Origin of the sequence: Chitinophaga sp. W2I13 (assembly GCF_050434005.1) — a bacterium.
In the GTDB taxonomy this organism is placed as follows: Bacteria; Bacteroidota; Bacteroidia; order Chitinophagales; family Chitinophagaceae; genus Chitinophaga.
Genome location: NZ_JBNPWD010000001.1, coordinates 7,658,540 through 7,674,925, shown reverse-complemented (window position 1 = coordinate 7,674,925; position 16,386 = coordinate 7,658,540). Strand labels below are relative to the sequence as shown.

The following is a 16,386-nucleotide window of genomic DNA, read 5'->3' as shown; positions in this document are numbered from 1 at the left end:
ACGATAATAAACAAAATAAACCATTGGTGGCGTGGCGGCATGCGATTATGTTTTTTATATGATAACTTGCGCAGAGGTGGATCATCTTATAGAAAAAAATCAGGTTTAGCATGTGGAGAAAACAGTTTTTCATTTTTGGTTCTTTCATACTTTTATTTACATCAAACGCAGTTGCACAGCAGCCGGCATTGTTCAAACGGGCGGATGCGCCGTTGAATGACCGGGTGAACGACCTGCTGCATACCCTTACCTTGTCTGAAAAGATATCGTTGCTGGGATATAACAGCCCGGCGATAGACCGGTTGCAAATCCCCGCGTATAACTGGTGGAATGAGGCGTTGCACGGTATTGCCAGGGGAGGAGAAGCCACCGTATTTCCGCAGGCGATAGGGTTGTCGGCTACCTTTAATGCGCCACTGGCAAAGGAAGTAGCCAGTACCATTTCTACAGAAGCCCGTGCTAAGTATAACCTGGCCGTGCAGCAACACCGGCATGTGCAATATATGGGGCTTAATTTCTGGACGCCTAACATCAATATCTTCCGTGATCCCCGCTGGGGCCGCGGTCAGGAAACATATGGAGAAGATCCTTATCTCACTGCTACCATGGCGGGCGCCTTTGTGCAGGGATTACAGGGAGATGTGCCCGGCATGCTGAAAACGGCGGCCTGTGCCAAACATTTCGCCGTTCATAGCGGACCGGAAGCTGACCGGCATAGCTTTAATGCCATCATCGACGAAAAAGACCTGCGGGAAACCTATCTCTATGCGTTTAAAAAACTGGTGGACGGCAAAGTAGAATCGATCATGTGCGCTTATAACCGCGTAAACAGCGAGCCTTGCTGCACTGGTAATACACTGTTGCAGGATATCCTGCGGCATGAATGGAAATTTGGCGGACAGGTTGTTACCGATTGCTGGGCACTGGACGATATCTGGCTGCGTCATAAAGCCATTCCCACCCGTGAGGAAGTGGCGGCAGCCGCCGTGAAAGCAGGCGTAAATCTCGATTGCGCCAATATTTTACAGGACGATGTGATGAAAGCCATTGATAAGGGCTGGTTAACCAGCGCGAATGTAGACAGTGCCCTGAGTGCCACACTGCGTACGCGCATAAAGCTGGGATTACTGGATGCGCCCGCGGAAAGTCCTTATAACGGATATGGCGCAGATAGTGTAAATAACGGCTATCACGCCCAACTGGCCCGTGAAGCGGCCAGGGAAAGCATGATATTGCTTAAAAATGATGGTGTATTACCCTTAAGTCCGGATAAATATGCTTCCATGCTGGTGACCGGCTCCAATTCTGCATCATTGGAAGCACTGATGGGCAACTATCACGGTGTATCGGGTAACATGGTCACTTTTGCCGCTGGCCTGGCCAGGGCTGCAGGTCCGGGTATGGCCATGCAATACGACCAGGGATGCGACTTTACAGATACCCTGCATTTTGGTGGTATCTGGGCTTCGCAGAACTGCGATGTAACGGTAGCGGTGATCGGCTTAACGCCTCTGCTGGAAGGAGAAGAAGGTGACGCTTTCCTGTCCTCGTCCGGCGGCGATAAAAATACGCTGAGCCTGCCCCGCTCCCAGATTCTGTTCATGAAAAAATTAAGGGAAGCGCATAAGAAGCCCATCATTGCGGTAATTACTGCCGGCAGTGCAGTAGACGTATCTGCCATTGCTCCCTATGCAGATGCAGTGATCCTGGCGTGGTACCCGGGAGAACAGGGCGGTAATGCCCTCGCAGATATCATCTTTGGAAAATATTCGCCCGCAGGGCGGTTGCCTGTTACATTTTATCAATCCCTGCAGGACTTGCCCGACTATAAGGACTACAGCATGAAGAACCGTACTTACCGTTATTTTAAAGGTAAATCAGCATATCCTTTTGGCTACGGCCTCAGCTATACGAAATTTGATTATACCTGGCGTGCAACGCCTGCAAAAGAATACCGCAGCAAAGACACTATCCGTGTATCCGTAGCCGTTAAAAATACCGGCGCCTTTGATGGCGACGAAGTAGTGCAGGCCTACATCACCTATCCGGATATGGAACGCATGCCGGTAAAGGAATTGAAAGCATTTAAACGTGTTCGTGTAAACAAAGGCGGAGAAGAAATCGTGGAACTGGCACTGCCAGCAGCAGAGTTGCAGAAATGGGATTTGCAGCAACACGCGTGGAAGCTATACAAAGGCACGTATACGATCAATATAGGAAAGAGTTCAGACAACTTCGTGTTGTCGCAGCAGTTCCGCGTGAGATAACGCGGATTTTGTCTTTCTCGCTGATTACGCTGATTTTACTGATTACCCGGATTTTTACTTTTGATTTTATAAAGGATTAAGGGAGATAGCAGCGGATATATTCGCTTTTATCTCCCTTAATTATTACTTTAAGAAAATCTAAAAATCTAAAAAAAATCCAAAAGTAAAAATCCGGGTAATCAGTAAAATCAGCGTAATCAGCGGGAAAGACAACATCCGCTCTACGCCATTCGGTCGACTACTTTCTTTAGCGTGAGTCCCTGCACTATGATAGAGAAAAGTACCACAAAGTAGCTGGCAGAGAGGATAATTTCCTTATAGGGAGATTCCGGCAACGATAGCGCCAGTGCAACGGAGATGCCCCCACGCAGTCCGGCCCAAACCAATATGGTAATGCTTTTATAATTTGTTTTCAGGGAGCGCTTTAATACAATGGCGGGGATGGTAATACTCAGCGCCCGCGCAATCAGTACAAATACGGTGGCCATTAAACCGGTGAACCAATAGTTTTGCAGGAAGGGCATGATCACAATCTGCAACCCGATCATCACAAAGAGGATGGTGTTCAGCAGTTCATCGATGAGACTCCATATGTTGTGAAAATAGTGTTGTATTTCTTCTGCATTTTTTGTTCCCAGGGAAGTATTACCTAATATCAATCCGGCGGAAACGGCCGCCAGTGGAATAGATACGTGCAGTATAGCGCCTACCACAGAAATTACCATTACCATGGATAAGGATACCATTACAATGATATTGAAGTCGTCTACACGCTTCATGGTCCTGTAAGCTACAATAGCGGAAACAACACCCAGCAGGATCCCGCCGAATACTTCCTGCGAAAACAGGGCGGCAGCATGTGATAGAGAAACATGACTATCTGTTTGCCCGGCTACTTCTTTCAGGATCACAAATAACAGGATGCCAGTACCATCATTCAGTAAAGACTCGCCCCCAATAATGGTTTCAAGGGCGGGCGGGACTTTTGATTTTTTTAAGATCGATAATACCGCTACCGGATCGGTAGGTGAAATGAGTGCGCCAAACAACAGGCAGTATACCAGCGGGATGTCGATGTGCAGCAGTTCAGTGGCCCAGTACAACAGGAATCCGAATATAAAAGTAGAGCCGATAACCCCTACAGTACTCAATACCAGCACGGGATACCGCTGTGCTTTTAGTTTATTGAAATCGAAATGCAATGCGCTGGCGAAAAGCAGGAAGCCTAACATTACATCCAGCAGCGTACCGGTGAAATCAATACCGTTGGTGACGTCTTTAATAAAAGTGAATGCGCCGGGGAAAATTTTACCCGTCAGGGAAATCAGTAAAGATAATAACAGCGAAACCACGATCACACCTATGGTTCCGGGAAGTTTAATGAATCGGTTGTTGATGTAGGAAATTAATGCACTAATGGTAACTAAAGCCGTTATCAGCGTAAATGTGTTCATAAGTAATCGAATAATGCCGGTTAAAAAATCAGGTTCCTATTGTTGCTACAGTAGTTTTAAAGGTAGAAAAAAATGTAGCAAATCAAAGTCCCACGGCATTATAGGATTATTTTTTCCTGGAAGACTTAGCATTTACGTTAAATTCTAATGCCATTTTAATCCAGTATTGTAATTGTTTTTTTGTGTGCAGCTCACCTTCATCTACAAAAATAAATCCTTTCATTTCTTTGCCCCCATGAATCATTGCTTCGGCGCCGGAAGAGGATTCGACTACCTCGTCTGATTTAGCAGGATCAATTCTTACCATCATTTTATCGGGCCGTACGCCTACGCACATTTTATCGTTTACCATGAAACACAGGCCACCAAACATTTTCTTTTCCGTGATGTTATCGGTGGAAGCATAAAGAATTTCGCGTACGCGATCAGCGAGTTTTTCATTGAATGCCATTGAGCTATTTTTTGGGAGATATGAAGGTACGACTTCCTTTAATTACCATAATATTGTAATGAAATTTATAACTATGGCAGGATTGGATACTTTTTACCGCTTCCTGAAGCAGCTGCATCCGGTGTCTGATGACGACTGGCAGCTGTTATCCGAAGGGTTATTTGTGCAACAGGTGAAGGAAGGAGCGGTGTTATTGCCGGAGGGCAAAGTGCCACGGGAGCTGTTCTTCATTTGTGAAGGTATATTGCGCCTGGTAAAGTATACGGATGACGGAGAGGATATTACCATATTTTTTCTGAAAGAAAATAAGTGTGCCACCATACTGGGCAGTTACCTCGAAGAAACGCCCTCGCCTTACGTACTGGAGGCGGTATGTGATGCGGCTGTAATTGTATTGCATAAGGAATACCTCATGAGGCTATACGAAAAAATCCCTTACCTCAGATCCCTGATAGATCAGATTACCCGGCAAGGCTTGCTGGAAAAGGTGCTGGCCCGGAACGAATACCTGGGACTGGATGCCTCGGAGCGTTACCGGTATTTCCTGCAAAAGGAACCGGATATTGTTTCCCGTGTACCATTGAGTACTATTGCGTCTTTCCTGGGTATTACGCAGCAGTCGCTCAGCCGGATCAGGAAAAATGGCCGCCTTTAATGCTTTTTACCATTTGTTAAATGACGCCTGCTGCCGGCTGCCGAATTTTGTGTTCATAAAAAATTATAATTATGAATACGGATCTGACAGGAAAAAAAGTATTGGTATTGGGCGGTTCGGCCGGCATTGGTTTGGCAACGGCACAGGCGGCAGCGGTGGCGGGTGCAACGGTGATCATTGTTTCCAGTAATCTTGAAAGAGTAAATAAAGCATTGGCGACGTTACCCGGAACTGCGCAGGGCTTTGCGCTGGATCTGGGGAGTGAAGCAGCGGTGCGTGACTTCTTTCGCACATCAGGCGCCTTTGATCATCTGGTATTTACAGCAGGTGGCGCCTTCCCGTTCGGGCAGGTGGAAAGCCTTACAGCCGCGGAATTGCAGGAAGCATTTCAATTACGTTTTTTCGGTGCATTCAATGCCGTAAAGTATGGCAGTAAAAATATATTGCCGGGGGGATCAGTGGTGTTGACTACCGGCATCGCCAATTTAAGGCCACAGCAGGGATGGGCCGCCGGCGCCTGCATTTGTGGCGCTATGGAGGGCTTCACCCGCATGCTGGCCATCGAACTGGCGCCTATACGTGTAAACGCGGTGTCGCCTGGTATTGTGAAAACAGCACTCTGGGCAGGAATGCCGGAGGCCGATCGCGAAGCCATGTATCAACAGGCTGCCGGCATGCTTCCGGCAGGCCGCGTGGGGCAGCCGGAAGATATTGCGCAAACTTATTTATACCTGATGCAGAATGGATTCAGCACGGGGCAGATAGTAGTGGCAGATGGCGGCGCCGTACTGGTTTAATGCGCAATGGTAGCGGCGCCAGGCGCCGCTGCCACAGCCGTTTTGATATTCCGGCGGCATACCAGTAATATAAACAGTGCCAGCAGGGAAGTGCCGCACATGGTGATCGCCATCGGCGTAGCTGTGTGCGTGTTATACAGGCTTACCACCGTGGAGGCAAGCGCACCTATTCCCATTTGTGTGGCGCCCATCAGGGAAGATGCGCTGCCCGCATTTTTACTGAACGGGGCGAGCGATAATGCTGTCGTGTTGGGATTGATAAAGCCCAGGCAGCAAAGGTAGATGAACAACAATACGATGATACCGGGTAATGATAAAAAATTATTCCAGGCGCAGACAATGAAAACAAGCCCGGTGATGGTTTGACAAAGCAGCGCCACCGGTACTATCTGCTGACTGCTGAACCGTTTCAACAACAGGCTGTTCACCTGGCTGGAACCGATCAGTCCTACCGAAAGGCCTGCAAAGATCCAACCATACGCTTTGTCACTGAGCTTATAAATATCCATAAACACCTGGGGGGAAGCTGATACATAAGCGAACAGTCCTGAGAAAGAAACTGCGCCTGCAAAAGTGTAGGTATAAAACTGTGGTTCACTCACCACCGACAGGAAGTTGCTGATAATGGGACCAGGCTTCAGTGACATCGACGTGTCCGGCTTATAACTTTCCGGCAGCCAGAGGATGGTGGCTATCAGGATCAGTGCGCCCATAACGCCCAGTACCAGGAATACTGCGTGCCAGCTAAAGGCGCTGGTTACATAACTGCCCACGGTAGGGGCAATCATGGGGGACGTTCCCACTACGAGCATCAGCAGTGCAAATACTTTGGCATTGTCTTTCACGGGGAAGAGGTCACGCACCATCGCAACAGAAGCTACTGCCGCGGCGCAGCTGCCTATAGCCTGGATAAAGCGGAGGATAATAAGCCCGTTCAGGGAAGACACATACATACAGCCGATAGAAGAAATCACATACAGCACGAGTCCTATGAATAGCGGCTTCTTCCTGCCAAACCGGTCGAGCAACGGACCATATAGTAATTGTCCTGCTGAAATTCCAATAAAAAAGCTCGAAAGTGATAAGGCCACCCTGGTAGGATCTACTCCCAGATCCTTTCCTATAGCCGGAAAGCCGGGAAGATACATGTCGATCGAGAAAGGGCCTAGTGCTGTGAGCGTACCGAGAATCAGGATAAGAAAGAAATATTTCGATTTTGAAAGTTCGTTGGTCAAAATAATATGGCTTTAAAAAATTTCCCTGCAAAAGTAAGAAGAAATACGCCCCTTCGGGTGATGTGACTGTTATCTTCTTTGATTTTACCGTGGGGAGACAAGCATTCGCGTATTTATTCCTGTGTAATATTGATCAGGAAATCATACAGTCCTGTTTCGCCGGGGATGTTCAGTTTCTTGCGAAGCCGGTACCGGCTGGTTTCCACGCCGCGTACGGAAATACCCATCGACTGGGCTATTTCTTTGGTGGTAAGATTAATGCGCAGGTAGGCACAAAGCTTAAGATCAGTGGTGGTCAAATCCGGGTATTGTTTTTTAAGGGTGCGCAGGAAGTTGTTATGCACTTCATCAAAGTGTTGGGAGAACTGCGCCCAGTCTTCCTCGTTATTCTCTGCTTCTTCAAATAACCGCATCACTTTTTTGAAAGAAGGAAGCGCTTCCGGGTCATTGGTTTTCTTTACGCTTTGTATCAGCTCTTCACGGATATTGGATATCAGTTTGCCTTTCTGTACCAGGTGCATCGTGGCAGTGGCCAGCTCTTTATTTTTATGTTGTACGTCTGATTCCAGTTTTTCATTGCGCAGCCGGATCAGCTGTTTCTCGTTTCTTTCCAGCTCCAGCTGGTGTTGAAAAATGAGATGTTGTTGTTCCTGCAGATGTTTGTCTTTCTGTGCAGCAAATTTTTTCTTCTGACGCCGGTACAGGTACCAGATCAGCCCCGCGAGCAGCAGTATATACACCGTCTTCGCTATATAGGTTTGATACCAGGCGGGTAAAATGGTAAAAGAATAACTGGCGGGAGCGGAGATATTGCCGAGGTTATCTTTTGCCTTTACCCAAAAAGTATATTTTCCGTAAGGGAGATTGGTATATTCTTTTTCTGTTTTGGCGGTCCATTCGCCGGGTTGTTTATCGAAGCCGGCCAGCTGATAGCTGTAAGTAATATGATTGCCTTGTTCTGCCGGGGGAACCGTATATTCAAAATGAAAACTGTTGAACGCATTCGGGAGTACCACTGGCGGCTGCGTACCGGCCGTTTGGTAGCCGCCATACAGCAGGGTGTCTTTCCGGTTGGTGGCTTTTATTTGTCCGAGTAATACCGACAGGCCGGCATCATGACGGGAGTATTTTTTATAGTTGAGATGATAAATGCCTTTGTCGCCGCCAAAAAAGATATTCTCCTCATTAAAAGGATAAATGAACTCAAAGCCGCCAACGATCTTCCCGGTGAGTTCGGGGAACCAGGTAATTGTTTGCTGCCGTGGTTTCAATACTCCCGGCTTTTTATCTGCCACCAGCCAGATGTTGCCGCTGCTGTCTTCCGAAAGATATTGCACCGCTGCATTTTTCAGCGGGGCAAACAATCCCTGCGACGGAACAAATTGCTGCCGGGCTTCATCAAATTCATAGATGCCTTTCATGGTGGCGGCTACCATCCGTTGTTGAATACGGAAAACGTAATTATTGTAGGTGGACGGCAGCCCGTCTTTTTGCGTGAACAAGCGGTAGCTCAGGGCGGTGTCATTTTTTAGGGTGAGCAGGTATACACCGCGGTAGGGGTGGGAGGACCAGATACGTTGCTGTGGGTCCATCGCCAGGAAGCGGAGGGATTCGTATAAACCGGAGACGTGCCGGTTGACACGCACCTGTAGGCCGTTATAGCGGATAATAGCCAGGCCATTATAACAGCCGGTAAGTATGTTGTTGGAAAGCGGCAGGTAGGCCCAGCAGCCCAGGTCTTTCAGCACTGCAGCAGCCTTGTTGCCGGTGATTTCAAACGTTCCTTCCTGGTGGGCCATCAGCAGGTGGGAGCCGATAGCAGAAAGGTTCCATACCTGGCCACGGGTGTTGGCCACCGGCTGAAAGTTGCCTTTGGAATAGCTGAGGTCTGCAACGGTGTCCAGTGGTGTGCTGTATAGTCCATCGGAAGTGCCGATGTAAAGGCGCTGATTAAACACCTTTGCCGCATAAGTGGTAAGCGAATTATGTTTGGCGGGCAGTATCTGTTTAATGGCGGTATTGTAACGCAGCTGATCGATACCGTTGTCCAGCGCGAGCCAGATATTATGGCGGGGATCAGCAAACAGGCGGAGCACATTATTATTCTGAAGGCCCTCGTCCATGCTGAATTGCTGGATCACGCTGCCACTATTGGCATTGATGATAAAGCATCCTTTGGAGAAGGTGCCCACCGCCAGCTGGCCGTTACCCAGCGGGATGGCGCAATAAATACGGCTGCTCCGGAAAACACTATCTGCTGCTGTTTGCAGCGGGAGTAACTGTTGCCCGGTGATACGGAAAAGGCCATCCTTGAGGGTGGCAACCAGCAGGGTATCATTTTTTTCTTCCAGGAAAGCGGTGACCAGGAGAGATTTGCCCTGGAAGCCGGTGCAAACAGGTTGCCATTTACCGTTTAATAATTTCAGCAGTCCCTGTTTCAGGTCCTGCGCGTAAAGGCCATGGGCCGTGCTGCCCATTATTTTCCATTCTACGGGGGCATTGTACACGTCTATCTGCCGGTTACGCCAGCCGAATATTTTATTGTTGCTTTTGAAGTAAACGCCATTGTTGAATAATGCAATATTCCAGATGTCTGCAAATTCTGTTTGCCCGGCGGGGATATACTTTTTGAGAGAAGTATATTCCAGGATACCATTTTTATTGGGCAGATAATACCCGAAGTCGTCCTGTGCGCCAACATAAATCTTCCCGTCCGGCGCCACTTTTACTGCTCGCAGGCGGGTGTTGTTGGGTACGGGGTAAAGCTTCCAGTAATTGCCGTTGAAGGTAAGAAGCCCTTCATTATTGGCGAAATACAGGATGCCATTATGGTCAACATCAATGTCCCAGGTTTGCCCATTTCCCTGGTATTGGGCTTTGCTGAAATTCACCACAGCGGGTAGTCCGATTGTATTCTGGGCTAATAATATTTTTCCGTGGAATAAAAGGGCCAGCAACAACAAATGCTTCATCTAAAAAGCGTTTTACTAAATGTAAAATTTTTTTGCTGATGTAGGTAAGATGTAATGAAGATAGATTAGCTATCAATGTTTTAATGTCCTTTGAAGTAGAAATGACGTAGTGCCGGAAATGATTTTATGCTTTTAAATAGGGATCTTGGATATTCTTATTTTTCTTTTTAAAGAGACACTGTACATGCTGAAATTCCACGTTATAGCACTCACGTTATTGCTGGCTTCTGTGCTGCCTGGTAACGGGCAGGGATATCTGAAAACCCGCGGCCACATTATTGTTAATGAAAAAAACGAGCAGGTGATCCTCCGGGGAATGGGCCTCGGAGGCTGGATGTTGCAGGAGGGCTATATGTTCCGCCTGGGTAATATCGGCCAGCAATACAGGATCCGCGAAAAGATCCGGGAACTGATAGGGCCTGAAAAAACACAGGCATTTTATGATGCGTGGCTTACCAATCATACCACCAGGAGGGATATTGACTCGATGGCGGCATGGGGGTTCAATTCCGTTCGCCTGCCCATGCACTTCAACCTGTACACGCTGCCGGCAGATGAGGAGCCGGTTGCCGGTCAAAATACCTGGCTGGAGAAAGGGTTTGCACTGACCGATTCCTTACTGAACTGGTGTAAGGCCAATCATATGTACCTGATCCTTGATCTGCATGCTGCACCTGGTGGGCAGGGGAACGACCTGCCTATTTCCGACAGGCACCCCGAAAAGCCATCTCTCTGGGAAAGCCAGGCTAACCGGGATAAAACCATTGCCTTATGGCGCAAGTTGGCAGCGCGTTACGCCAACGAACCCTGGATAGGCGGTTATGATATTATCAATGAACCTAACTGGGGATTTGAAGACGCCGGGGATAAAAGGGGCACCAAAGAAACAAAGAACATTCCCCTGAAACAGCTGATGACAGCCATCACCAAAGCCATCCGGGAAGTAGATCAACAGCATATCATCATTATAGAAGGAAATGGTTTCGGGAATAATTACAAGGGCATACTGCCTGCGTGGGATAATAACATGGTGATCAGCTTTCACAAATACGGCAACTTCACCAATACCGCTTCTATCCAGAATTTCCTGGATTTACGGGCGCAATATAACCTCCCGTTGTGGCTGGGGGAATCGGGGGAAAACTCCAATAACTGGTTCACCCATACTATCAGTATGGCAGAAAGCAATGATATCGGCTGGGCATGGTGGCAGCTGAAAAAGATGGGGGTCAACAATCCCCTGGAAATAAAGCTCACGCCCGGTTACCAGGCGCTCCTGGATTACTGGAACGGCAAAGGGCCCGCACCTGCGGCGGATGAAGCCTATCGCGCGCTCATGGAATTTGCAGGCAATACCGGGATCGAAAATAATATTTACCATAAAGATGTGACAGATGCCATGTTCCGCCAGGTGGCTTCCGGTAAGGCCATTCCTTTCCGGAAACATATCATCAAAGACAAGGCTGTGATCCGCGCGGTGGACTATGATCTGGGACGAAACCTTTCAGCGTATAACGACCTGGATACCGCGAGCTACCATTATACGCCGGGTGTTAATACACAAGGGAACCGCGGACACGCTTACCGCAACGATGGCGTGGATATAAAAAAGGAGGAGGATGAGTTTGTGGTATTTCATATTGAAAGCGGCGAATGGCTGCAGTACACTACCCGGGTTGCCGCTGCCGGGAACTACACCCTTACCGTAAAAATAAAAGCAGATACCGATAGTGTTGCCCCCAGGTTTAAGATCAGCAGCGATGACAACGTGCTGGCGGCTGATATTGCCGTGCCATCTGCGGGGCAGCAGGTGGTGGTGAAAAATATCCGCCTCACAAAAGGGGAACACCGGATCCGGATAGCCTTTGTGCAGGGTGGCGGTGTGTTTACCGGGATGACCTTTGAAAGAAAGTAAGAACGCATAAAATTAACTCCACGTTTGATCCATTAGCCTTATTTGTTCACCTTTTCTTTAATTGTAAATTCCATGAAAGAAAAACTGATCTCCATTAGCGTAGGTTCCTTCCTGTTAGTGGTAATGATGAGCGCCTGCAAAAAAGAGGCGAAAACAACCAATAATCTGCAGCCTTTGGATGCCCAGCCTGCTGCAGTGGCAGTGCAAGCCGCAGCCGCAGCGTACACGCTGATCTGGTCTGACGAATTTGACGGCACCAGTGTCAACACTTCCAAATGGTCTTTTGAAACCGGTCCGGGTGTGAATAATGAAAAGCAGTATTACCAGTCGTCCAATGCCAGTGTGAGCAACGGCAACCTGGTGATTACCGCGAAGAAGCAGTCCGTGAACGGCTGGCCCTATACCTCTGCGCGAATGAACACCGCCGGGCATTTTACCACGCAGTACGGCCGCATTGAAGCGCGGATTAAACTGGCCTCCGGGCAGGGGCTATGGCCTGCCTTCTGGATGCTGGGCAATAACATTGGCTCCGTGGGTTGGCCGAAATGCGGTGAAATAGATATCATGGAGCAGGTAAATACCAGCAACACTGTTTATGGCACTATTCACTGGGATGCCAACGGTCATGTTTCCTATGGCGGCACTTCCAGTACCACTATTACTGATTACCACGTATATGCGGTGGAGTGGGATGCCAATGCAATCCGCTGGTACCTGGATGGTAACCAGTTTGCAACGGCCAATATACAGAACAGTATCAACAGCACCGAAGAATTCCACAACCAGTTTTTTATCATCCTGAACATGGCTGTGGGAGGCGATTTCCCCGGACAAACGATTGATGAAAGTAAACTGCCTGCCAATATGTACGTGGATTACGTGCGGGTATACTCCATTTCCAACAGCGGTGGCAATGCGCCTATTGGCAGCACCATTACGCTCAAAGGATTTAATAATGCTTTTGTGAGCAGTGAAAACGGCACACAGGCCATGACCTGCAACCGCACTACTGCACAGGGATGGGAACAGTTTACCGTGGAAGATGCCGGCGGTGGTAAGGTGGCATTGAAAAGCCAGGGTAAGTATGTTTCTTCAGAAAACGGCGTTAATCCCATTACGTGTAACCGTACCAGTGTGGGCGACTGGGAAAAATTTGACTGGATAGTAAATACAGACGGCAGCATCGCCCTCCGCGGAAATAATGGGCGATATGTGTCGTGCGAAAACGGCACGCAGGCTATGACCTGCAACCGTACCACTATTTCCGGCTGGGAGTCGTTCCGGTATTAATTGATATAGGTTGATGGATCGGGCCGGCCGTGTTAACGGCCGGCTTTCCTATGCTGTAGATCAACTGTTCCATGATACTTCCTTTACGCCGGTATCTGCCTGTATATCTGCGATCAGCTTGCCTACAATGGTTTTATCCATGCTTCTGAAACGTACCGTGATAAAGAAGAAACTGTCTGTTTGCTCGATGTTGCAGGAAGTAATATTGAGCGCGGTGTTTTGAAATAATTTATCTGCTACCTCAATGGATTTGCTCCGTTCAAAAGTGATGATGCGGATAGTTTTTTGTTCAAAGCGGCTGAGGAATCTTTTTTCTACCGGCTGCAGCAGCCACAGGATGATGATTGCAATAGCGGTGGCAATAAATGCGGCGAAATACATGCCGCCGCCGGTGGCGAGCCCGATAGCTGCTACCGTCCATAATCCCGCGGCGGTAGTGAGCCCGCGAACCACGCCTTCTTTCAGAAAAAGAATGGTGCCGGCGCCGATAAATCCAATACCGCTGATCACCTGTGCCGCCACCCTGGAGGGGTCCAGTACAATGTTAGGCTGCCCCAGGATATCGGAAAATCCGTAAGCGGAAACCATCATGGTTAACGCCGCACCTACAGACACCATCATGTGGGTTCTAAGACCGGCAGCCCAGTCCTTCCGTTCTCTTTCCAAACCTATTATACCGCCAAAAACCGCTGCCAGCGATAATCTTATCAATATTTCCATCCAGGGTATCATACTACTAATTTACGCAATAAATTTTCTTTCATCCTGTGGAGGTTGTCTTCTGCCTGATTACATTGATTATAGTCAGGCTGTTAAAGAAGATCAAAATTTGTATCTTGACATCAATTCATTTATATTTTTCGCATGCTTCCAATCAAACTACGTTTACTCATTGCCACTGCGTTTCTTTTTTCCGTTACAACCCGGGCGCAGGTAAAGTTCCGGACAATAGCACCCAACGTCACCCAGCCGGGATTAAAGACAGTGCATTCGCCGCATCTTGCCGCAGAACCCGCTGCGGGAAACAACCGCCATCAGCTGATAGTGATGATTCCCGGTACCGGCGGCACGGCCACTGATTTCCGTACATTCGACAGTTCTTTTGCTGCCATGGGCTATTATGTGATCACCCCGGATTATATGAACACGGTGATCACCACGGCGTGTTCCAAAAGTGAAGACAGTACCTGTTTTGATCATTTCCGCCAGGAAATTATGTTTGGTACGCCGGTGAGTGATAAGGTAGATGTAGATTCTGCCAACAGCCTGGTGAACCGTTTTACAAAACTGGTGGTGTACCTGGCTGCGCAGGATCGTGGCTGGAGTGAGTTTGTACGTAATGGACAAGTGCGCTGGGATAAAGTTATTGCTGCAGGTCATTCGCAGGGAGCGGGGCATGCAGCATATTTTGGGAAGCAGTTCCGTTTGCGTGGAGTGCTGATGTTTTCGGGCCCGCAGGATTACCTGCAATATTTTAATGCGCCGGCGCATTGGCAGCAGGAGCGTGGCCGCACGCCGGTGAACAGGTATTATGCGTTTCTGCATGTTGCTGACCCGTTTAATTACCAGTACCAGGTGCAGGATGTAAGCGCGGTGAGCCACCAGGCGATAACCGATACCACGATGGTGCAGCCGGGAATGCCCGTTCACTCCAGGAATAGTATCCTTGTTACGGATGTGGATCGTAAAGATAAACACGGATCTACGCTGGGAACAGACTTCATAGCCGTGTGGAAATATATGATCAGCGGGGCTACCCGGAATTAATAAGGAACTGGCTAACGGTCTCGTGTAAACGATGAACTTTGTCCTCCTGTTTTTTATTCTTTATCTTCGCGGGCGTTCGTTACCATTCTATGTCAAAGAAGAAGAGAAGAAAAAAGAAGAAGCACCAGGGAAGCAGCAGTTTAGCCGTTATCGTTATATTGATCATCGCTGCATTTGCGGTGACTACCTGTTCCCGGAAAATTACCGGGGACAATGAAAAATCTCCTCCAAAGAAATCATCTCACAAAAAAAATACTACTTCCGGCACCAGTATATTTTTACTGGCAGAAGATTTTGAAACGGGATCCAAAACAAATTATAACAGCGGGGACGTGGCATTATCCAGTGGTACCTGGAAGTTTAAGGATGCCGTCACCGGCAACCTGGAGGAAGATCATAAAACAGGTACGCAGGCGTTGCGTATCCGGGACAATGGTATGGCCGGAATGAAATTCGATATCCTTGTAAAAGGAACGGTAACGGTTACACTAAAATTTGCCGGGTACGGGGACGATAAAATGGGCACATGGGAGTTGTGGGCATCAGTGAACCGCGGGCAAAGCTATTTTCGTGTGGGGGATCCCGTTAGTGTTACGTCCGGTGTGCTGAAAACGGCCACTTTTACCGCGAAAAGTACGGGCACTATCCGTTTTGATATCCGGAAAACAGATCCCGGCAGCAGCAGGATCAATTTTGATCGGTTCCGGGTCACTGCCGGCGGAAAGGACACACCGGTTAAGCCGGTGGAGAAACCGGCAGGGAGCGACGACGACAACCTGTTACTGGGCAATCCCAGCGATGCCAGTGGATCGTTGGTGATGGCGAATAATTACCTGATGGATAAGGAATATTACAAGCTGTCGTATAACCGTGACAGGGGAACGCCCAATTGGGTGGCCTGGCATGTATCGCGGAAGGACCTGGGCAAAATGTCGAGGGCCAATGATTTCAGGCCGGACGCCGATATTCCTGGGAACTGGTACCAGGTATCCCAAACTAGTTATATGGGCAGCGGATTCGACAGGGGGCATAATTGTCCGTCGGGCGACCGGACCGCCACCCGTGCCGCCAATGAATCCACTTTCCTGATGACCAATATGATCCCGCAGGCGCCTAACCACAACCAGCATTTATGGAAGAACCTGGAAGAATATACCCGGGAGCTGGTGATGAAAGGGAACGAAGTATATGTGATCATGGGCAGCTATGGCAGCGGGGGAGCCGGCAGCAAGGGACTGGCCAAAACAATAGACGGGCGTAAGGTTACCGTGCCGGACCATATCTGGAAGGTCCTCGTAATTTTACCGGAAGGAAACAATGATTTGCAGCGAATCAATAAGAACACCCGTATTATTGCAGTGAACACACCAAATAAAAACGATGTAAATGCGAGGTGGAGCGCTTACCTGACATCTATTGACGAGATAGAAAAGGCTACCAGGTATAAGTTGCTTGACAAGGTACCGCTGGTGGTAAGACAGGAATTAGTAAAGAAAATAGATGCAGGACAGGAGAGAATGTATCGTTAAAAAAAATATTATGTTGTTCTGATAATTAAATTATAAATTGCATAAAATTATTAT

At 48.3% G+C, this 16,386-nt stretch carries 12 protein-coding genes; 7 read left to right on the top strand and 5 right to left on the bottom strand.

Annotated elements, in window-relative coordinates:
• Positions 1–110: 110 nt before the first annotated feature.
• Positions 111–2,267 (top strand): glycoside hydrolase family 3 N-terminal domain-containing protein, encoded by a 2,157-nt coding sequence (locus QFZ48_RS31190; RefSeq protein ID WP_429065367.1) that lies wholly within the window; start codon positions 111–113, stop codon positions 2,265–2,267.
• A 221-nt stretch (positions 2,268–2,488) separates the two neighbouring features.
• Here QFZ48_RS31190 and QFZ48_RS31185 read toward each other — a convergent pair whose 3' ends face one another.
• Together QFZ48_RS31185 and QFZ48_RS31180 are read right to left on the bottom strand one after the other, a co-directional pair.
• Entirely contained in the window at positions 2,489–3,721 is a 1,233-nt protein-coding gene (locus QFZ48_RS31185) for a cation:proton antiporter (protein ID WP_429046770.1), read from the bottom strand.
• Positions 3,722–3,827: 106 nt separating this feature from the next.
• On the bottom strand, positions 3,828–4,172 hold the full coding sequence (locus QFZ48_RS31180; RefSeq protein WP_429065365.1) for a TfoX/Sxy family protein: 345 nt from the start codon (positions 4,170–4,172) through the stop codon (positions 3,828–3,830).
• Positions 4,173–4,230: 58 nt separating this feature from the next.
• On the opposite strand from QFZ48_RS31180, the gene QFZ48_RS31175 reads away from it, so the two are divergent.
• Positions 4,231–4,827: a Crp/Fnr family transcriptional regulator gene (locus QFZ48_RS31175; RefSeq protein WP_429046774.1), complete on the top strand. Its 597-nt coding sequence runs from the start codon at positions 4,231–4,233 to the stop codon at positions 4,825–4,827.
• Positions 4,828–4,898: 71 nt separating this feature from the next.
• Entirely contained in the window at positions 4,899–5,624 is a 726-nt protein-coding gene (locus QFZ48_RS31170; protein WP_429046776.1) for an SDR family oxidoreductase, read from the top strand.
• Here the strand turns inward: QFZ48_RS31170 and QFZ48_RS31165 are convergent.
• Together QFZ48_RS31165 and QFZ48_RS31160 are read right to left on the bottom strand one after the other, a co-directional pair.
• A complete protein-coding gene (locus tag QFZ48_RS31165) occupies positions 5,621–6,859 on the bottom strand; it encodes a multidrug effflux MFS transporter (RefSeq protein ID WP_429065363.1) in 1,239 nt (412 codons plus the stop codon). The genes QFZ48_RS31170 and QFZ48_RS31165 overlap by 4 nt on opposite strands.
• Positions 6,860–6,972: 113 nt before the next feature.
• Positions 6,973–9,831: a triple tyrosine motif-containing protein gene (locus tag QFZ48_RS31160; RefSeq protein ID WP_429065362.1), complete on the bottom strand. Its 2,859-nt coding sequence runs from the start codon at positions 9,829–9,831 to the stop codon at positions 6,973–6,975.
• A gap of 184 nt (positions 9,832–10,015) precedes the next feature.
• On the opposite strand from QFZ48_RS31160, the gene QFZ48_RS31155 reads away from it, so the two are divergent.
• Both QFZ48_RS31155 and QFZ48_RS31150 read left to right on the top strand, forming a co-directional pair.
• Positions 10,016–11,746: a cellulase family glycosylhydrolase gene (locus QFZ48_RS31155; protein ID WP_429065360.1), complete on the top strand. Its 1,731-nt coding sequence runs from the start codon at positions 10,016–10,018 to the stop codon at positions 11,744–11,746.
• 72 nt (positions 11,747–11,818) lie between these two features.
• On the top strand, positions 11,819–13,036 hold the full coding sequence (locus QFZ48_RS31150) for a family 16 glycosylhydrolase (protein ID WP_429065358.1): 1,218 nt from the start codon (positions 11,819–11,821) through the stop codon (positions 13,034–13,036).
• Positions 13,037–13,096: 60 nt separating this feature from the next.
• Here the strand turns inward: QFZ48_RS31150 and QFZ48_RS31145 are convergent, their stop codons facing one another.
• Positions 13,097–13,768: an MgtC/SapB family protein gene (locus tag QFZ48_RS31145; RefSeq protein WP_429046784.1), complete on the bottom strand. Its 672-nt coding sequence runs from the start codon at positions 13,766–13,768 to the stop codon at positions 13,097–13,099.
• A 132-nt stretch (positions 13,769–13,900) separates the two neighbouring features.
• On the opposite strand from QFZ48_RS31145, the gene QFZ48_RS31140 reads away from it, so the two are divergent.
• Positions 13,901–14,803, top strand: a complete 903-nt coding sequence (locus QFZ48_RS31140; protein WP_429065357.1) for a BPSS1187 family protein — start codon at positions 13,901–13,903, stop codon at positions 14,801–14,803.
• 89 nt (positions 14,804–14,892) lie between these two features.
• A complete protein-coding gene (locus tag QFZ48_RS31135) occupies positions 14,893–16,332 on the top strand; it encodes a DNA/RNA non-specific endonuclease (RefSeq protein WP_429065355.1) in 1,440 nt (479 codons plus the stop codon).
• Positions 16,333–16,386 lie beyond the last annotated feature (54 nt).